Origin of the sequence: Klebsiella sp. WP3-W18-ESBL-02, assembly GCF_014168815.1 — a bacterium.
GTDB lineage: Bacteria > Pseudomonadota > Gammaproteobacteria > Enterobacterales > Enterobacteriaceae > Kluyvera > Kluyvera ascorbata_B.
The window spans coordinates 3537630-3556195 of record NZ_AP021972.1; the positions used below are offsets into that span (position 1 = coordinate 3537630).

Below are 18566 nucleotides of genomic sequence, written 5' to 3' on the forward strand. Positions count from 1 at the left end.
CTTCGCGTCATGGTTAAATCTGCTCACAGATGCTAAATCGACACGTTAAAACGCTGGGTGGCTCGGGATTGCAGGGTGTTCCGGAGACCTGGCGGCAGTATAGGCCGTTCACAAAATCATTACAATTAACCTACATATAGTTTGTCTGGTTTTATGCAGAACAGTGATCACGCTCACGATTAAAACAATTTTTTAAAAATTAATCACGTGATTTGACAAATATTAAACATTATTGTTACAACCATCACCTGTAAAAGCATATAATGCTCAAAAGTTATGGGGTCACTCTTTCACCTGATAATAAGTTATGTAACAGTGTGATGGGGTTGACCCAACCTATCAGTAAAGTTATTAGTGTTTGTTCAGGTTTGAATCATTGGATTGCTAAGACCCTGATTTGCTGTTGTTTCACTGTAGATTAGACGTGCACCGTCAAGCGCCCTTGCTCTGTACCCTTGTTGCATCTCTACAGCAGAGCCGTGAGCCAAATAACAAACTGGCACCGTCGAACTATTTTTTGAATTGCAAATCCGGCATCCGGCAGTCTTAAGCAAAAAGGCGCTAAGGAGACCGTAAATGGCTGATACAAAGGCAAAAATCACTCTATCGGGTGATACTGCTATTGAACTTGATGTGCTGAAAGGCACGCTCGGTCAGGATGTTATTGATATCCGTACTCTCGGTTCAAAAGGCATTTTTACTTTTGACCCTGGTTTTACCTCTACCGCATCTTGCGAGTCTAAGATTACTTTTATTGATGGCGACGAGGGCATCCTGCTGCACCGCGGCTTCCCTATCGATCAGTTAGCCACCGAATCTAACTACCTCGAAGTATGCTACATCCTCCTGTACGGCGAAAAACCGAACCAGGCCGAATTCAACGAGTTCACCACCACCGTCACTCGCCACACCATGATCCACGAGCAGATTACCCGTCTGTTCCACGCCTTCCGTCGCGACTCTCACCCGATGGCGGTGATGTGCGGGATCACCGGTGCACTGGCTGCGTTTTATCACGACTCTCTGGACGTCAATAACCCGCGTCATCGTGAAATTGCAGCCTTCCGCCTGCTGTCGAAAATGCCGACCATGGCGGCGATGTGTTACAAATATTCTATCGGTCAGCCGTTCGTGTATCCGCGCAACGATCTCTCCTATGCCGGTAACTTCCTGCGTATGATGTTCGCGACGCCTTGCGAAGACTACGAAGTGAACCCAGTGCTGGAACGCGCCATGGACCGCATTCTGATCCTGCACGCTGACCACGAACAGAACGCGTCTACCTCCACCGTCCGTACGGCAGGCTCATCCGGCGCGAACCCGTTCGCCTGTATCGCTGCGGGTATCGCGTCTCTGTGGGGGCCTGCGCACGGCGGCGCCAACGAAGCAGCGCTCAAGATGCTGGAAGAGATCAGCTCCGTTGAGCACATTCCGGAATTCGTCCGTCGCGCGAAAGACAAGAACGACTCTTTCCGCCTGATGGGCTTTGGCCACCGCGTGTACAAAAACTACGACCCGCGTGCCACCGTGATGCGTGAAACCTGCCATGAAGTACTGAAAGAACTGGGCACCAAAGACGATCTGCTGGAAGTGGCCATGGAGCTGGAGCATATTGCGCTCAACGATCCGTACTTCATCGAGAAGAAACTGTACCCGAACGTCGATTTCTACTCCGGCATCATCCTGAAAGCGATGGGTATTCCGTCTTCGATGTTCACCGTTATCTTCGCGATGGCGCGCACCATTGGCTGGATTGCCCACTGGAACGAAATGCACACCGACGGCATGAAGATTGCGCGTCCGCGTCAGCTGTACACCGGCTACGAACAGCGCGACTTCAAATCAGACCTCAAGAAATAATTGAGCGTTTGAACGTAAAAAAGCGCCTGCGGGCGCTTTTTTTATGGCTATCCTGTCGGCCTGATAAGCGAAGCGCCATCAGGCAACGCGCGGCTGATTGGCGGATGACGGCGACCGACACAACACACGCCCGCTCGCCTAGTGTTGGCAGCCAGGACACCAGTAAAACGGTCTTGATGACAGCATCGTCTTCTCAATCACCCCACCGCAGCGCTCACAGGTCTCGCCGTCGCGGTGAAACACTTTAAAGCGAAACAGCGCGCCGTGGTGTTTATTATCATCCACCAGGCCGCGCGTGTTGTAGGAAAGGCGAGGAATATCGAGCAGCGCATGCGACAGCGCCTCAAGCTGCTGTTCATCAAGCTGTGAAGCCTTGTGATTGCCGGTTAAGCCAACCTGCCACAGCACCTCAACCCGCAGATAGTTACCCAACCCGGCAAGAAACGCCTGATCAAGCAGCAGCCCGGAGAGCTGGCGATGACGGAATTTTGCCGACAACAGGCGTGCTTTAACCGCCTGTGGCGTCAGGCTCATGTCGAGCACATCGGGGCCAACGCGCAGTAAAAACGGGTGCGTTTTCAGCGTCTCAGCCGTCAGCATTTCGATATCTGAGGCACTGTAAAGCAGAATGGCTTTGTCTGCCGTTTGCAGCTTCACGCGCAGCACGCGCGTCGTTTGTGGGATTTCACCGGCGTTAACCACGCGCCACACGCCATAGAGCTGATTATGGCTATAGAGCGTCAGCCCGCTGGAAAAGTGCGTCAGCAGCGCCTTGCCGCGGGTTTCTACACGCGTTACGCGCTGCCCCACCAGGCCCGACGCGTAGGGCGCAAGTTCAGGGAATGCAAACCACACCTCGGTCAAAGGTTGATCTTTGATTGCCGCTTCAAGGCTATCCGCCGCACGGCGGATCTCTGGGCCCTCAGGCATGCCTCTCTCCTTCTGCTAAACCATCACGCCTATTATCCTGAGCGTCCTGTCTTATTGGCGCAAGCGGCAATTTCGGCCGTTCAGGAGGCGTAAGGCTGAAAAGATGCGCGGCGAAATGGCGACGCGTCATCCTCCAGCAGCAGCCGGGCCCCCAAAATCCGGTTGCGGGGGCCAAACCAGGAAAGCAGAACGCCGAGCGGCCCTTTCACTCCGCCGTTCCACTCCAGATACATGACCAGATATGAGGCAGTCAGCTGCTCCCACGACGTGAATTGCCGCGCAATAAGTTCACCAACGATATTCAGAAACGATCGCGCTTCCTGTTCATCAATATAGCCAACGGAAAAGCCAATCCTGACCAGACACGAAGCCCGGACCAAATCGAAACCGGTAATCGGGCACGCATCGATGTCCTGGAACGGCAGCCCCTGATGTTGCAAAAAGGCGATATATCGCTCCTTACCTGCGATCGTCGCCATCGGTATATTTGCACCTGAGGTGGCGCGGGTGATGAGTTTATTCAGCATTTTGCGTAATGCCCGATCGCCATCAATATTCCAGGCCGAACTCATTAATAGCCGCGCGTCTTTAATATCTTCAACATTATTTAAATCCAGCTGCTCCAGTGAATTTATATAGCTAATAGATGGGTGAGGGTTCGCCGTTTCGCTAATCAGATACAGCGCCTCAGCGCAGGCGGCAAGACGTTCGTTGTCGGTACGTAGCGGGTAGACCGGGCGAGTATTATAGAGCTTGGCGATGGCAAACGGCGTCGTTTGTTCCGACCTGCGCGTGGTCATAAAATGAAGAATAATAGCCAACAGCAGCCATACTAAAACCAGCCCATAAACCGTATGATAGATCGACTTACTGGGAAATAAATTAAACTGCCGCTCGGCTATTTCGCAGGCAAAAAAAACCGCCAGCGGTGTGACAATATTAAACATCACATTCCATCCCTGGATTACTGTTCAGACAGTGTGGATATAAGCACAACCTTAAGAACAACGCTACAAAAGGTCTTTATCGCATGATGAAATCAGAATAAATAAATAATATTCAAATATTATTCTCAAAGATTATATTCAAGACATAAATAATAAACCGGCGCATATTCCCCTCGCGCCGGTTTCATTACGGGAGACGCGTCTCCGCCGTCATGCTTCCTCATTCAGCCGCCAGCTAAGCTGCGCCAGATAACGCTGCTGGTCATCGCGAGCCTTCAGTGCCTCTTCCAGCGAGCAGCGGACAAAATGTATCGGCTGACCCAGTGGAATTTGCGCTAGCTGGAACATATCGGCCTCAATAATACAGGCGATACGCGGATAGCCGCCGGTGGTCTGCGCATCATTCATCAGCACGATCGGCTGGCCGTTATGCGGCACCTGCACGACGCCTGGCACCAGCCCGTGCGACAGCAGCTCGCGCGCATGAGCGCGCGTCAGCGGTTGCCCTTTAAGCCGATAGCCCATGCGGTTGCTTTGCGGGCTGAGCTGCCAGGGTGAGCGCCAGAACGCCTCCTGCGAAACGTCATCGAACTCATGATACTCCGGCCCCGGCAGCGCACGGATGCGATTGCTGGCGAGAAGCGGCTTTACGCCGCGTGGCGCGCGGAAAGTACGCTGCGGCGTTGCCAGCGGCAGCACGTCACCATCGCGCAGGCATCGCCCCTCAAGACCGCCGACGCCAGCATTCAGATCGGTACTGCGTGAGCCCAGCACCATCGGCACGTCAATACCGCCCGCCAGCGCCAGGTAGCTACGGATGCCGTGCTGAGGGCGCCCGAGCATCAGCGTCTGCCCTGCCGTTGCCCAGTGTCGCCAGCCGCTCCATACCGCCGCACCGTCCAGGGTGGCTTCGCAGCCCGCGCCGGTTAACGCAAACCAACCGTCGCGGGCAAACTGAAAGGTTGCCGCCCCCAGCGTAATCTCCAGCGCCGCAGCGTTAGCATCGTTGCCCACCAGCAAATTGGCCGTTATCAGCGCCGGCTTATCCATCGCGCCGCAGCGGCTCACGCCGGACTGTCGCAACCCATCACGCCCGGCGTCCTGCACTGAGGTATACATGCCCGCACGTATCACCTTTAGCATATTCCCTCCTTTTGCGGCACAAAGCGCACCGTATCCCCGGGGCGCAGCAGAATAGGATCCTCACGGTTCGGCGAAAACAGCGCCAGAGGCGTGCGACCAATCAGCTGCCAGCCACCGGGCGTCGACAGCGGATAAATACCGGTTTGCGCGCCGCCAATGCCGAGCGAACCGGCGGGCACTTTCAGCCTGGGCTCCGCGCGACGCGGCATATGCAGGCGCTCCGGTAGGCCACCAAGGTAAGGAAAACCGGGCTGGAAGCCGAGAAACCACACGACGTAGTCCACCGACGCATGAAGTTCTACGGCTTGCTTTGGCGTCAGGCCGCTCCGACGGGCCACCTCGGGTAGGTCAGGGCCACTTTCTCCGCCGTAGACCACCGGGATATCGATTTGCCGCGAATCAGGCTCCAGCGCCTCACTCTCTTCCCACCAGCGCTGAAGGCGCTCAATGGCGTCCAGCGCCTGGGTCTGCGGATGGCGCAGAGTCACGGTAATATTATTCATTCCGGGAATCACATCCACCACGTCCGGAATCGCCGCCAGACGCTGGGCCAATCGCCATACGCGCTTTTGCGCCGCCAGCGTGACCGGCGGTTCCAGCTCCAGCACGACGGCGGTTTCCCCTAACAGATAACAACGCGCTCGCTGCACTTTATGCCCCCGTTAATCAGGCCGGATTAGGGATATCAACAAAGGTGACATCCAGATCGGTGGTTTCATTGAGCCATTCGCTCAACGCACGAATGCCGCCGCGTTCGGTCGCATGGTGGCCCGCAGCATAAAAATGCAGCCCCTGCTCGCGAGCAGAATGAATGGTTTGTTCTGACACTTCACCGGTAATGAAGGCATCCACGCCGAAACGCGCTGCGCTATCGATAAACCCCTGTCCGCCGCCGGTACACCAGGCCACGCGGGAGACTTTTTCCGGCCCGGTATCGCCGCTCCACAGCGGTTTACGCCCCAGACGCACTTCTATCCACGACGCCAGCTCAAGCCCTGAAACCGGCATCGACAGTTCCCCCCACGGCACCAGGGGTTCAATTTCACCCATCACGTTAATACCGAGCAGGTGCGCCAGCTGGGCGTTATTCCCCAGCTCTGGATGTGCGTCCAATGGCAGATGCCAGCCATAGAGGTTGATGTCGTTTGCCAGCAGCGCCTTCAGGCGGTTGCGTTTCATGCCGCGAATCACCGGCGACTCGCCCTTCCAGAAATAACCGTGATGGACGATAACCGCATCCGCCTGCTGGCGTACGGCTTCATCAATCAATGCCTGACTGGCGGTCACGCCGGTCACAATTTTCTGTACCGTTTCACGCCCCTCGACCTGCAGGCCATTAGGTGCATAATCGCTAAAGGCACCGCTGCCAAGTTTTTCATTAATCAGTTGTTCTAGCTCGGTATTTTTCATTTTCGCTCCCTTAGCCATCAATGCTGTTAAGCAGAATAAAATAGCGTCACTTTGCCGCTACGTCGATACACAATGCCTGACATCCGCCGGAACGCCGCTTAACTACGCACAATAAATGCCTGAATAACACGATTTGCCTGTTTCAATGTGAGCAACTTCATGTATATTTATGCAACCATACCGCATATTACAAAGATAATACGCTTTTATACGTATTATTACATAAATGAAACAAAGCCTTACGCAGCAGGCCGTTGCCGGGTTTCGAGGTTAAATGTGCAATGAATAAATCACAATCGCAGCCGAAGGCAATTTACTACGTTGTCGCCCTGCAAATCTGGGAATACTTCAGCTTCTACGGCATGCGCGCGCTGCTGATTCTGTATCTCACCAACCAGTTGAAGTACAACGATACTCACGCCTACGAGCTGTTCAGCGCCTATTGTTCACTGGTTTACGTCACGCCGATTCTCGGCGGCTATCTGGCCGATAAAGTGCTGGGTAACCGCATGGCGGTGATGCTCGGCGCGCTGCTGATGGTCATCGGGCATATGGTGCTGGGTGCCAGCGAAGTGGCCCCCATGTTCTTGTATCTGTCGCTGGCCATTATTGTCTGCGGCTACGGGCTGTTTAAATCCAACGTCAGCTGCCTGTTAGGCGAGCTGTATGAACCCACCGATCCGCGCCGTGACGGCGGTTTCTCGCTGATGTACGCGGCGGGTAACGTCGGGTCAATCGTGGCGCCTATCGCCTGTGGCTTCGCGCAAGAGCAGTATAGCTGGGCGATGGGCTTTACGCTGGCTGCCGTCGGCATGCTGGCCGGGCTGGTCATTTTTATCAGCGGCCGTCGCCACTTCGCTCACACCCGCGGGGTCAACAAAGAAGTACTGTGCGCGCGCAGCTTCCTGCTGCCCAACTGGGGCTGGCTGCTGGTACTGCTGGTCGTTGCACCGCTGTTTATTACGGTATTGTTCTGGCAGGAATGGTCGGTCTATGCGCTGATCGCGGCTTCGATTATCGGCCTGGCGGTACTGGCGAAAATTTACCGTCGCGCCGAAACGGCTGAACAGCGTAAAGACCTGCGCCTGATTGTGGTGCTGACCTTCTTCAGCCTGTTGTTCTGGGCCTTTGCCCAGCAGGGCGGCAGCTCAATCAGCCTGTATATTGACCGTTTCGTTAACCGTAACGTGCTGGGCTACGAAGTGCCGACCGCCATGTTCCAGTCGGTGAATGCCTTTGCGGTCATGCTTTGCGGCGTGGTACTGGCGTGGCTGATTAAAGAGCAGGTGACCCGCAACCGCGATCTGCGGATCTGGGGCAAGTATGCGCTGGGCCTGGGGCTGATGAGCGCCGGGTTCTGTATTCTGACCCTCAGCGCCCGCTGGTCTGCCAGCTACGGGCACTCCTCCATGCCGCTGATGCTGCTGGGGCTGTCGGTGATGGGCTTTGCGGAGCTGTTTATCGACCCGGTGGCCATGTCGCAGATTACCCGTATTCAGATCCCGGGCGTCACCGGTGTACTGACCGGCATCTACATGCTGCTCTCCGGCGCGGTGGCCAACTATGTGGCGGGCATTATTGCCGACCAGACCTCGCAGGCCTCGTTTGATTCCGCCGGTGCGGCAGACTACTCCATCAATGCCTATATTGACGTCTTTAGCCAGATTACCTGGGGCGCGCTGGCCTGCGTCGGCGTCGTCATGGTTATCTGGCTGTACCACTCGGTGAAAGTTCGCCAACGCCGCCTGGCGGTTGACGCGTAACCCTGTCTATGAGGCCTGAAAATCAGGCCTCATTTTTCTTCGCAGCTTCATAGGCGGCAAGCGTGGCAACCCTCGCTTCACTGTGATTAACGATGGGCCGCGGATAATCCAATCCCCTTCCCTGCTTCTCAGCCCACGTCCACGGCTGATGAATCGCGCTGTCCGGCACCGCCGCCAGTTCCGGCAGCCACTGACGGATAAACGCCCCGCTTTTATCAAAACGTTCGCCCTGGGTTGTCGGGTTAAAGATACGAAAATAGGGCGCTGCATCGGTACCGGTTGAGGCCGCCCACTGCCAGCCGCCGTTGTTAGCCGCCAGGCAGCCATCCACCAGTTGCGACATAAAGTAGCGCTCCCCTTCCCGCCAGTCGATCAGCAGGTCTTTCACCAGGAAGCTGGCGACGATCATTCTCAGGCGGTTATGCATCCAACCAGTAGCATTGAGCTGGCGCATCGCGGCGTCGACGATCGGATAGCCGGTTTGCCCGCGCTGCCAGGCCGTCAGCGCCGCCGGGGCGTCGTGCCAGCGGACATTATCTGTCCACTTGATAAACGGTTGGTGCTGACAGAGCCGAGGATAATAAGTCATCAGATGGCGATAAAACTCACGCCAGATCAGTTCGTTTAGCCACACGCTGCCCGCACCGCCGTCCAGTGCCGCTGGCTGCTCGGCCAGCAGGCGATGCAGACACTGACGCGGTGACAGTACGCCAACGGTCAGGCACGCGGATAAACGGCTGGTCCCCTCAATCGCCGGGAAATCACGCTGAGATTCATACTCAGATGCGCCCTGCTGGCAGAACTGACGCAGCCGTTGAATCGCCGTGTTTTCATCGGCAGGAAACAGCGCCGGATCAAACGGCTGCTGCGGATAGGTCAATGTTATCGCCGGCCCAGCTATTACCGCAGGCGCATTTCTTGGCGCTGGCGCACGAACGCACTCCGGTAGGTGCTCACGCAGCCGTCGTAGCCAGGCGTTTTTATACGGCGTAAACACTTTATACATCTCGTGATTGCCGGTCACCACCGCCCCCGGTGGCAGGATCACGCTGTCATCAAACCCCTGACAGACGGTATCCACCAGCGAGTGTTCCACCTGGCGATCGCGCTGACGCTCGTTGAACTCATACTGATAGTTGTAGAAAAGGTGCGTGACCGCATGCCGTTTGCAGACGCTGCGCACCACCTCAATGCTGGCGGCAAAATCAGCCACCTCGTGGAAAATCAGCGGGATATTTTTCTCTGCCAGCGCCTGACGAAGCGCGTTCAGCTGCGCGGCAAGATAGGCGGCCTGGCGGGGGGCCATGGCGTGCGCCGCCCACTGTTGCGGGGTGGCAATATACAATGCCAGCACCTGCGCGTGCGGATCGCGGCAGGCAGCGGCAAGGGCGAGGTTGTCATGCAGGCGCAAATCAGCGCGGAACCAGACCAGATGCGTAGGCATAAAAATCCTGAATATATTTAACTAATACATTCATATTACACCAATTATTTCACAACACCTTTCGACGTTGATACCACACCTGCCTGATGGCGCTGCACTTATCAGGCCTGCATCACTGCAAATGCAAAAAGCCGCCCCTTTGCAGGAGCGGCTTGCGTGTTTTTTTTCGCTGCGACACGATTAATAAAAGTCGCAGGCGGCCTCTTCAGCCTGTTCCATCCATACCGGTTTCTCACTGGTTTTCGACCAGACGCGGTGCAGATAGCTGTAAAAACGGGCGCGGTCTTTCCAGAACAGCATCACCGGCAGCGCCAGAATCCCCGCCACCACGGCGAAAGTACGGCGCATTAACACGACGTGTGCAGGATATTTTTTGTACAGTTCCATATTCTCTCCCCTAAGTTGGCCGGCAATCTTCGCCGGAAAATCATGCTTGGTAATCTGTTTAAAATCGTACCGCTTTTTGTGTAATTTTACTACTCATCCGACCACTAATTTCGGTTTGTTTTGTGTTTATTTACATTCACCGCGTAACTTAGTTACGTGATTGTTAAATTAATACTAACCATTAGTTAAATTATGGATTTGTTATTTTTATACTTTTTTTACACCCCGCCCGGCAATTTTTGCGAAATCTTTGCACCTGAAAACCTACGCTTAGCGCAATAACTCAATCGTCCGGAGGTGGATTGTGACTACAGGCGTAATAGCCGGCGTGGTGCTGGTGTTCCTGTTACTGGCGTATCTGGTTTATGCCCTTTTGAAGGCGGAGGCGCTGTGATGGCTGCTCAGGGATTTCTACTCGTTGCCAGCTTCCTGCTGGTGCTGTTTATTCTCGCTCGTCCGCTCGGCAAGATGCTGGCGACGATGATCGGCAATGCGCCGCTGCCGGGTCTGGCCCGGACGGAAAGCGTTCTGTGGCGCATCCTCGGCATTTCCGGCCATGAAATGAGCTGGCGACGCTATGCCATGGCCATCGTACTGCTGAACCTTTGCGGTCTGGCGGCGTTGTTCGCCATGCTGATGCTGCAAGGCTATCTGCCGCTTAACCCACAGCAGCTGCCGGGCCTGTCATGGCACCTGGCGCTGAACACCGCCGTGAGCTTCGTCAGCAACACCAACTGGCAGTCGTACAGCGGTGAAACCACGCTAAGCTATTTCAGCCAGATGGCTGGTCTGACGGTACAGAATTTCCTCTCTGCCGCCACCGGCATCGCCGTGCTGTTTGCGTTGGTGCGCGCTTTTGCCCGCCATAGCGTCAGTACGCTGGGTAACGCGTGGGTCGATATCACCCGTATTACCCTGTGGCTGCTGCTGCCCATTTCACTGCTGTTGGCGCTGTTCTTTATTCAGCAAGGCACGTTACAGAACTTCCTGCCCTACCAGCCGTTTACCACGCTGGAAGGTGCGCATCAGCTGCTGCCGATGGGCCCCGTCGCCTCACAGGAGGCCATTAAAATGCTGGGCACCAACGGCGGCGGGTTCTTTAACGCTAACTCTTCACACCCCTTTGAAAACCCGACGGCGCTGACCAACTTCGTGCAGATGCTGGCGATCTTCCTGATCCCGGCGGCGCTGTGCTTTGCTTTCGGCGAGTCGGTAGGCGACAACCGCCAGGGCCGGGCGATTCTGTGGGCGATGACGATTATTTTCGTGGTCTGCGTGGCGGTGGTGATGTGGGCGGAAACCCGCGGTAACCCACACCTGCTCGCGTTCGGTGCCGACAGCAGTATCAATATGGAAGGGAAAGAGAGCCGCTTCGGCATCCTTGCCAGCAGCCTGTACGCGGTGGTGACAACCGCAGCCTCCTGCGGTGCGGTAAACGCGATGCATGACTCCTTTACCGCGCTGGGCGGCATGATCCCGCTGTGGCTGATGCAGATTGGTGAAGTGGTCTTCGGCGGCGTGGGCTCCGGTCTGTACGGCATGCTGCTGTTCGTCCTGCTGGCGGTGTTTATCGCCGGGCTGATGATTGGTCGCACCCCCGAATACCTCGGCAAAAAAATCGACGTACCGGAGATGAAAATGACCGCGCTGGCGATTCTGGTCACCCCAACGCTGGTGCTGCTCGGCACCGCGCTGGCGATGATGACCGATGCCGGACGTAGCGCCATGGCCAACCCCGGTTCGCACGGCTTTAGCGAGGTGCTGTATGCCGTTTCGTCGGCCGCGAATAACAACGGCAGCGCCTTCGCGGGCTTAAGCGCCAACACGCCATTCTGGAACTGCCTGCTGGCGGTGTGCATGTTTGTCGGCCGCTTCGGCGTGATTCTCCCGGTGCTGGCAATTGCCGGTTCGCTGGTGAATAAAAAAATCCAGCCCGCTACGCCAGGCACGCTGGCGACACACGATGCCCTGTTTATTGGCCTGCTGATCGGCACCGTGCTGCTGGTGGGCGCACTGACCTTTATTCCCGCCCTGGCGATTGGCCCGGTAGCGGAACATCTTTCCCTGTTTTGAGTCATGCGGAGCAATTGGTTATGAGTCGCAAACAACTGGGCCTGTTTGAACCGTCTCTGGTTCGCCAGGCGTTGATCGACGCCGTGAAAAAACTCAGCCCCACCGTGCAGTGGCGTAATCCGGTCATGTTTATCGTCTGGATTGGCAGCGTGCTGACCAGCGCGCTGGCCGCCGCCATGGCGCTGGGTGCCCTGCCTGGCAACGTGGGCTTTAGTAGCGCCATCGCCCTGTGGCTGTGGTTTACCGTACTGTTTGCCAACTTTGCCGAAGCCATGGCCGAAGGCCGCAGTAAGGCGCAGGCCAACAGCCTGAAAGGGGTCAAAAAAACGGCTTTTGCCCGCAAATTGCGTGAGGCTCGCTACGGTGCCGCAATGGATCACATCCCGGCCGACGATCTGCGCAAAGGCGACGTGGTGCTGGTTGAAGCAGGCGACATTATTCCCTGCGACGGCGAAGTCATCGAGGGTGGCGCATCGGTAGACGAAAGCGCCATTACCGGCGAATCCGCACCGGTTATTCGTGAATCCGGCGGCGACTTCGCCTCGGTCACCGGCGGGACGCGCATCCTCTCCGACTGGCTGGTGGTGCGCTGTAGCGTCAACCCGGGGGAGACGTTCCTCGATCGCATGATTGCGATGGTGGAAGGTGCGCAGCGTCGTAAGACGCCGAACGAAATTGCCCTGACCATTTTGCTGGTGGCGCTGACTATCGTCTTCCTGCTGGCGACCGCCACCATCTGGCCGTTCTCCGCCTGGAGCGGTACGCCAATAAGCGTCACCGTGCTGGTCGCGCTGTTGGTATGTCTGATCCCCACCACCATTGGTGGTCTGCTATCGGCTATCGGCGTTGCCGGGATGAGTCGCATGCTGGGCGCTAACGTTATCGCCACCAGCGGTCGCGCCGTGGAAGCGGCGGGCGATGTCGACGTGCTGCTGCTGGATAAAACCGGCACTATTACGCTGGGCAACCGCCAGGCATCGCAGTTCCTTCCAGCACAAGGCGTAGACGAAAAAACGCTGGCCGATGCCGCTCAGCTGTCATCGCTGGCGGATGAAACCCCGGAAGGACGCAGCATCGTGGTGCTGGCAAAACAGCGCTTCAACCTGCGCGAACGCGACGTGCAGGCGCTGCACGCGACCTTCGTCCCGTTTACCGCACAGAGCCGGATGAGCGGGATAAACATCGACAACCGTATGATTCGCAAAGGTTCCGTTGATGCTATTCGCCGTCATATTGAAAGCAACGGCGGCCGCTTCCCGCTTGATGTCGAACAGAAAGTGGAAAGCGTCGCGAGCCTTGGTGCCACGCCGCTGGTCGTCGCCGAAGGCGCGCGCGTGCTTGGGGTCATAGCGCTGAAGGATATTGTCAAAGGCGGTATTAAAGAACGCTTCGCTCAACTGCGTAAGATGGGCATTAAAACGGTGATGATCACCGGCGACAACCGGCTGACCGCCGCGGCCATCGCCGCCGAAGCGGGCGTTGACGACTTCCTTGCTGAAGCCACGCCGGAAGCCAAGCTGGCATTGATTCGCCAGTACCAGTCCGAAGGCCGCATGGTGGCAATGACCGGCGACGGCACCAACGACGCCCCGGCGTTAGCCCAGGCCGACGTTGCGGTGGCAATGAATTCCGGGACTCAGGCGGCCAAAGAGGCGGGCAATATGGTCGACCTGGACTCTAACCCGACCAAATTGATTGAGGTGGTGCACATTGGCAAGCAAATGCTGATGACCCGCGGCTCGCTGACCACGTTCAGTATCGCCAACGACGTGGCGAAATACTTCGCCATTATTCCCGCCGCCTTTGCCGCCAGTTGGCCGCAGCTGGGAGTGCTGAACATTATGCGTCTGCACTCGCCGGACTCTGCGATTCTCAGCGCCGTCATTTTTAACGCGCTGATCATCGTGTTCCTGCTGCCGCTGGCGCTAAAAGGGGTGAGCTACCGCCCGCTGTCGGCATCAGCAATGCTACGCCGCAACCTGTGGATTTACGGCGCCGGCGGGCTGGTAGTGCCGTTTATCGGCATCAAACTCATTGATTTACTGTTAACCCTGCTGGGTCTGGTGTGAGGAAAAAACCATGTCTGCATTGCGTCCTGCCGTTGTTATCTTCCTGTTCCTCGCGGTTATCACCGGCGGTATTTATCCGCTCGTGACCACCGCGCTGGGGCAGTGGTTGTTCCATACTCAGGCTAACGGCTCGCTGATTTTTGACCATACCGATATTCGCGGCTCGCGGCTTACCGGCCAGTCCTTTACCGATCCTGGTTATTTCCAGGGCCGCCCTTCCGCCACCGCCGATACGCCGGATAACCCGATGGCCTCCGGCGGTAGTAACCTGGCGGGCAGTAACCCGGCGCTGGATAAGCTGTTTACCGACCGAATTGCCGCGCTACGTGCTGCCAATCCGGACGCCAGCAGCCGGGTTCCGGTTGAACTGGTGACCGCATCCGCCAGCGGACTAGACCCACACCTGACGCCCGCCGCTGCGTTATGGCAGGTACCGCGCATTGCCAAAGCGCGCCACCTTTCGCCGCAGTGGCTCATGCAGCAGGTTCAGGCCGCAACCCATAAGCCGCTGCTCGGCTTTCTCGGTCAACCTGTGGTAAATATTGTTGAGCTGAATATGGCGCTGGATGCCCACAAGGATAATTAATGATGACCGATGAGCCGCTGCGTCCTGACCCGGATCGCCTGCTGGAACAAACCGCCGATGCGCACCGCGGCAAGCTGAAGATTTTCTTCGGCGCCTGCGCCGGGGTCGGTAAAACCTGGGCCATGCTGGCTGAGGCGCAGCGGCTGCGCGCACAGGGGCTGGACGTGCTGGCGGGCGTGGTCGAAACCCACGGACGTAAAGAAACCGCCGCGATGCTCAACGGCCTGAGCATGCTGCCACCAAAGCGCACCGCCTATCGCGGCCGCTACGTCAGCGAGTTTGACCTCGACGCAGCCCTCGCCCGTCGCCCGGCGCTGGTGCTGATGGATGAGCTGGCCCACAGCAATGCCCCCGGTTCACGTCACCCTAAACGCTGGCAGGATATCGATGAACTGCTGGACGCCGGAATTGATGTGTTTACCACCGTCAATGTTCAGCACCTTGAGAGCCTCAACGACGTGGTCAGTGGGGTAACCGGGATTCAGGTGCGGGAAACGGTACCCGATCCCTTCTTTGACGCCGCAGATGAAGTGGTGCTGGTGGATCTACCGCCCGACGATCTGCGCCAGCGGCTGAATGAAGGCAAGGTCTATCTTGCCGGCCAGGCCGAGCGGGCCATCGAAAATTTCTTCCGTAAAGGGAACCTGATTGCCCTGCGCGAACTGGCGCTGCGCCGCACCGCCGAACGCGTGGACGATCAAATGCGCGCCTGGCGTGACGCGCAGGGACAGGAAAAAGTCTGGCATACCCACGATGCCATTCTGCTGTGCATCGGCCACCATGCCGGTAGCGAGAAGCTGGTGCGTACCGCTGCCCGCCTGGCTGCTCGTCTGGGCAGCGCCTGGCACGCGGTTTACGTCGAGACCCCTGCGCTGCACCGTTTGCCGGAACCTCAGCGACGGGCAATCCTTAAATCGCTGCGCCTGGCGCAGGAGCTGGGAGCTGAAACCGCTACGCTCTCCGATCCCTCCGAAGAAGCCGCGGTGATTCGCTACGCCCGCGAGCATAATCTCGGCAAAATTGTGATTGGTCGCCAACAAAAGCGTCAATGGTGGCGCGGCGAACGCTTCGGCGATCGCCTCTCACGCCATGCTCCAGAGTTGGATCTGCTGGTTATCGGCGTGGATGAAACGCCGCTGCCTCTGCCGGATCGCCCGCACGATCGGCGGCCATGGCGGGATAAATGGCGCGTACAGATTCGCGGCTGCGCGGTGGCGCTCGCGCTGTGCGCGGCCATTACCTTTATTGCCGCGCAGTGGCTGGTGGCCTTTGAAGCCGCCAACCTCGTCATGCTCTACCTGCTCGGCGTGGTGATCGTGGCCCTGTTCTACGGCCGCTGGCCCTCGGTGCTGGCCACGGTCATCAACGTCGTGAGCTTTGACTTAGTGTTCGTGGCGCCGCGCGGCACCCTGGCCGTGTCCGACGTACAGTATCTGTTGACCTTCGGGGTCATGCTGACGGTGGGGCTGGTGATCGGTAATCTGACCGCTGGGGTACGTTACCAGGCACGCGTTGCCCGCTACCGCGAGCAGCGAACGCGACACCTCTACGAGATGTCCAAAACGCTGGCGGTCGGGCGTAATGCCCGCGATATCGCCGTGACCTGCGAGCAGTATATCCGCTCGACGTTCCACGCCCGCAGCCAGGTACTGCTGCCGGATGAGCACGGTAAGCTGGCGGCGCTTAACCATCAGGAGGGCATGACGCCGTGGGATGAAGCCATTGCCCACTGGAGTTTTGACAAAGGGCTGCCCGCCGGGGCCGGAACCGATACCCTCCCCGGCGTACCTTATCTGATTCTGCCGCTGCGCAGCGCCGATAAAACCCACGGGCTGGTGGTGGTGGAACCCAATAATCTGCGCCAGTTAATGGTGCCGGAACAACAGCGGCTGCTGGAAACGTTCACCCTGCTGGTCGCCAGCGCGCTGGAGCGGCTGGCGCTGACGGCAAGCGAGGAGCAGTCCAGGCTTATCAGCGAACGTGAAAGCCTGCGCAACTCCCTACTGGCCGCTCTGTCGCACGATCTGCGCACGCCGCTAACCGTGCTGTTCGGACAGGCGGAAATTTTGACGCTCGATCTGGCCAGCAGCGGCTCGCCCTACGCGCCGCAGGCAAACGAAATTCGCCAGCACGTGCTGAACACCACGCGGCTGGTCAATAACCTGCTGGATATGGCGCGCATTCAGTCCGGCGGGTTTAATCTTCATAAGGAATGGCTGACGCTGGAAGAGGTCGTCGGCAGCGCGCTGCGCACGCTAGAGCCCACGCTCGGCGGCCGCCGGATCGCGCTCGCCCTACCCGACCCGCTCATGCTGGTCCACCTCGATGGCCCGTTATTCGAGCGGGTGCTGAACAATCTGCTGGAAAACGCCGTGAAGTACGCAGGCAGCGAGGCACAAATCGGCATTCGCGCCACCACTGAGAATAACCGTCTGCTGCTCGACGTCTGGGACAGCGGGCCGGGTATTCCTCTCGGCCAGGAGCAGCTAATTTTCGCCAAATTTGCCCGCGGCAACAAAGAGTCGGCGATTCCCGGCGTCGGGCTAGGTCTGGCCATTTGCCAGGCAATCGTTGAGATCCACGGCGGCACGCTGTCGGCCAGCAACCGCCCGGAAGGGGGAGCCTGTTTTCGTGTTACACTTCCACTAGAAAAACCACCTGAACTTGAAGAGGGACCCGAGGAGCTGTGACCAGCGTTCTGATTGTTGAAGATGAACAGGCTATCCGCCGTTTTCTGCGCACCGCGCTGGAAGCAGAAGACCTGCGCGTGTTCGATGCCGATACCCTGCAACGCGGTCTGCTGGAAGCGGCGACGCGTAAGCCGGATTTAGTGATCCTTGACCTTGGCCTGCCCGACGGTGACGGTCTCGATTTTATCCGCGATATTCGCCAGTGGAGCCCGGTGCCGATTATTGTGCTGTCCGCACGCAGCGAAGAACACGATAAAATTGCCGCACTGGACGCCGGCGCCGACGACTATCTGAGTAAACCATTTGGCATCGGCGAGCTTCAGGCACGACTGCGCGTGGCCCTGCGCCGCCATGCCAGCACGCAGCCGCACGATCCACAAGTGACCTTCTCTGATATCACCGTGGACCTGGCTTCACGACGCATAACCCGCGGCAGTGAAGAAATTCACCTCACCCCTATTGAGTTCCGCCTGCTGGCGGTGTTACTCAACAATGCTGGAAAAGTGCTCACTCAACGGCAGCTACTGAGCCAGGTGTGGGGGCCGAATGCGGTGGAACATAGTCATTATTTGCGCATTTATATGGGGCACCTTCGCCAGAAGTTGGAAATCGATCCCGCGCGCCCTCAGCATTTATTAACCGAAACCGGTATTGGCTATCGTTTTATGTTATGAATAATTATTCATAATAACCCTACTATCACATACTTATTTTATTAAGAATTAACGTAAGCCACCCGCATATTTAAATGGCGTGGCTTAATTCTACTTTAAATAAATAAAATACAAGTTGTTTACAACATCTCAACAAAACAGCATTTTATCCTGGCACACCACCTACCAATAATTGATTATTTTATGAATGATCTCCTATTGTTGATCAACCTCACAGTTTTACGCCTTATCAGAGATAAAATGACTCCGCCTTAAGATATTCATCGGAGGGATACGAAATGGAAAACAATAACCGACAAATGCCCCATATCCGGCGGACAACACATATTATGATGTTTGCCCACCGTAATAGCTTCGACTTTCACTTCTTTAACGCCCGATAAGTCTTCCGACTTCGGGCGCCTCGCAGTATTTCCTTGTAAATACAGGCATACCGCCTGCTGCCAGCGCTCGCTCTGACAAACCTGTTTCTTCCGGCCACCGGACCGGTTGGGTTTGCCATATTCTGAAAAAAGCAACGCCCTGATTTTATTGTCAGCGGGATCGTCTTGCTTTTTTTCCGGCGATATCAATTTCTCTTTCGAGTAATT

General features: G+C 57.0%; 16 protein-coding genes. 9 read left to right on the forward strand and 7 right to left on the reverse strand.

The window, feature by feature from the left end; translation table 11 throughout:
- Positions 1 to 576 precede the first annotated feature (576 nt).
- Positions 577 to 1860, forward strand: a complete 1284-nt coding sequence (locus tag H7R56_RS16910; RefSeq protein WP_106924645.1) for a citrate synthase — start codon at positions 577 to 579, stop codon at positions 1858 to 1860.
- A 138-nt stretch (positions 1861 to 1998) separates the two neighbouring features.
- Here H7R56_RS16910 and nei read toward each other — a convergent pair whose 3' ends face one another.
- From nei to H7R56_RS16935, 5 genes are all read right to left on the reverse strand, one after another.
- Complete coding sequence (gene nei, locus H7R56_RS16915; RefSeq protein WP_106924646.1) at positions 1999 to 2790, reverse strand: endonuclease VIII; 792 nt, start codon at positions 2788 to 2790, stop codon at positions 1999 to 2001.
- Positions 2791 to 2870: 80 nt separating this feature from the next.
- The gene (locus H7R56_RS16920; protein WP_106924647.1) at positions 2871 to 3737 is read right to left on the reverse strand and encodes a DUF1266 domain-containing protein; all 867 of its coding nucleotides are present in this window, start codon (positions 3735 to 3737) and stop codon (positions 2871 to 2873) included.
- A gap of 210 nt (positions 3738 to 3947) precedes the next feature.
- A complete protein-coding gene (pxpC, locus tag H7R56_RS16925; protein ID WP_106924648.1) occupies positions 3948 to 4880 on the reverse strand; it encodes a 5-oxoprolinase subunit PxpC in 933 nt (310 codons plus the stop codon).
- Positions 4874 to 5530, reverse strand: coding sequence for a 5-oxoprolinase subunit PxpB (gene pxpB, locus H7R56_RS16930; protein ID WP_106924649.1), 657 nt, complete (start codon positions 5528 to 5530; stop codon positions 4874 to 4876). The genes pxpC and pxpB overlap by 7 nt, the downstream gene beginning before the upstream one ends.
- A 16-nt stretch (positions 5531 to 5546) precedes the next feature.
- The gene (locus H7R56_RS16935) at positions 5547 to 6290 is read right to left on the reverse strand and encodes a type 2 GTP cyclohydrolase I (protein WP_106924650.1); all 744 of its coding nucleotides are present in this window, start codon (positions 6288 to 6290) and stop codon (positions 5547 to 5549) included.
- A 281-nt stretch (positions 6291 to 6571) separates the two neighbouring features.
- On the opposite strand from H7R56_RS16935, the gene dtpD reads away from it, so the two are divergent.
- Positions 6572 to 8053, forward strand: a complete 1482-nt coding sequence (gene dtpD, locus H7R56_RS16940) for a dipeptide permease DtpD (protein ID WP_106924651.1) — start codon at positions 6572 to 6574, stop codon at positions 8051 to 8053.
- A gap of 22 nt (positions 8054 to 8075) precedes the next feature.
- Here dtpD and phrB read toward each other — a convergent pair whose 3' ends face one another.
- Both phrB and H7R56_RS16950 read right to left on the reverse strand, forming a co-directional pair.
- Complete coding sequence (phrB, locus tag H7R56_RS16945; protein ID WP_106924652.1) at positions 8076 to 9497, reverse strand: deoxyribodipyrimidine photo-lyase; 1422 nt, start codon at positions 9495 to 9497, stop codon at positions 8076 to 8078.
- Between the two features lie 180 nt (positions 9498 to 9677).
- Positions 9678 to 9884 (reverse strand): YbfA family protein, encoded by a 207-nt coding sequence (locus H7R56_RS16950; protein WP_106924653.1) that lies wholly within the window; start codon positions 9882 to 9884, stop codon positions 9678 to 9680.
- Between the two features lie 304 nt (positions 9885 to 10188).
- Between H7R56_RS16950 and kdpF the strand changes: the two genes are divergently transcribed.
- The 7 genes from kdpF to speFL all read left to right on the forward strand — a co-directional run bounded on the left by kdpF (position 10189) and on the right by speFL (position 18359).
- Positions 10189 to 10278, forward strand: coding sequence for a K(+)-transporting ATPase subunit F (kdpF, locus tag H7R56_RS16955; protein ID WP_077625464.1), 90 nt, complete (start codon positions 10189 to 10191; stop codon positions 10276 to 10278).
- Positions 10278 to 11957 carry a potassium-transporting ATPase subunit KdpA gene (gene kdpA, locus H7R56_RS16960; protein ID WP_106924654.1) on the forward strand — a complete coding sequence of 560 codons (1680 nt, stop codon included), beginning with the start codon at positions 10278 to 10280 and terminating at the stop codon, positions 11955 to 11957. Before kdpF ends, kdpA begins: the two co-directional genes overlap by 1 nt.
- Before the next feature lie 20 nt (positions 11958 to 11977).
- A complete protein-coding gene (kdpB, locus tag H7R56_RS16965) occupies positions 11978 to 14026 on the forward strand; it encodes a potassium-transporting ATPase subunit KdpB (RefSeq protein WP_106924655.1) in 2049 nt (682 codons plus the stop codon).
- A 10-nt stretch (positions 14027 to 14036) separates the two neighbouring features.
- Positions 14037 to 14612, forward strand: coding sequence for a potassium-transporting ATPase subunit KdpC (gene kdpC, locus H7R56_RS16970; protein ID WP_106924656.1), 576 nt, complete (start codon positions 14037 to 14039; stop codon positions 14610 to 14612).
- A gap of 2 nt (positions 14613 to 14614) precedes the next feature.
- On the forward strand, positions 14615 to 17302 hold the full coding sequence (kdpD, locus tag H7R56_RS16975) for a two-component system sensor histidine kinase KdpD (RefSeq protein WP_106924805.1): 2688 nt from the start codon (positions 14615 to 14617) through the stop codon (positions 17300 to 17302).
- A complete protein-coding gene (kdpE, locus tag H7R56_RS16980; RefSeq protein ID WP_106924657.1) occupies positions 17299 to 17976 on the forward strand; it encodes a two-component system response regulator KdpE in 678 nt (225 codons plus the stop codon). Before kdpD ends, kdpE begins: the two co-directional genes overlap by 4 nt.
- A 278-nt stretch (positions 17977 to 18254) precedes the next feature.
- Positions 18255 to 18359, forward strand: coding sequence for a leader peptide SpeFL (gene speFL, locus H7R56_RS16985; RefSeq protein ID WP_106924658.1), 105 nt, complete (start codon positions 18255 to 18257; stop codon positions 18357 to 18359).
- Positions 18360 to 18566: the final 207 nt, after the last annotated feature.

Excerpts from the sequence above, each read along its gene's own strand:
- kdpC (WP_106924656.1), top strand. The coding sequence starts at position 14,037 with ATGTCTGCATTGCGTCCTGCCGTTGTTATCTTCCTGTTCCTCGCGGTT.
- dtpD (WP_106924651.1), top strand. The coding sequence starts at position 6,572 with ATGAATAAATCACAATCGCAGCCGAAGGCAATTTACTACGTTGTCGCC.
- H7R56_RS16950 (WP_106924653.1), bottom strand. The coding sequence starts at position 9,884 with ATGGAACTGTACAAAAAATATCCTGCACACGTCGTGTTAATGCGCCGT.
- H7R56_RS16920 (WP_106924647.1), bottom strand. The coding sequence starts at position 3,737 with ATGTTTAATATTGTCACACCGCTGGCGGTTTTTTTTGCCTGCGAAATA.
- speFL (WP_106924658.1), top strand. The coding sequence starts at position 18,255 with ATGGAAAACAATAACCGACAAATGCCCCATATCCGGCGGACAACACAT.
- nei (WP_106924646.1), bottom strand. The coding sequence starts at position 2,790 with ATGCCTGAGGGCCCAGAGATCCGCCGTGCGGCGGATAGCCTTGAAGCG.
- kdpD (WP_106924805.1), top strand. The coding sequence starts at position 14,615 with ATGACCGATGAGCCGCTGCGTCCTGACCCGGATCGCCTGCTGGAACAA.
- phrB (WP_106924652.1), bottom strand. The coding sequence starts at position 9,497 with ATGCCTACGCATCTGGTCTGGTTCCGCGCTGATTTGCGCCTGCATGAC.
- kdpA (WP_106924654.1), top strand. The coding sequence starts at position 10,278 with ATGGCTGCTCAGGGATTTCTACTCGTTGCCAGCTTCCTGCTGGTGCTG.
- pxpC (WP_106924648.1), bottom strand. The coding sequence starts at position 4,880 with ATGCTAAAGGTGATACGTGCGGGCATGTATACCTCAGTGCAGGACGCC.
- kdpB (WP_106924655.1), top strand. The coding sequence starts at position 11,978 with ATGAGTCGCAAACAACTGGGCCTGTTTGAACCGTCTCTGGTTCGCCAG.
- H7R56_RS16910 (WP_106924645.1), top strand. The coding sequence starts at position 577 with ATGGCTGATACAAAGGCAAAAATCACTCTATCGGGTGATACTGCTATT.
- H7R56_RS16935 (WP_106924650.1), bottom strand. The coding sequence starts at position 6,290 with ATGAAAAATACCGAGCTAGAACAACTGATTAATGAAAAACTTGGCAGC.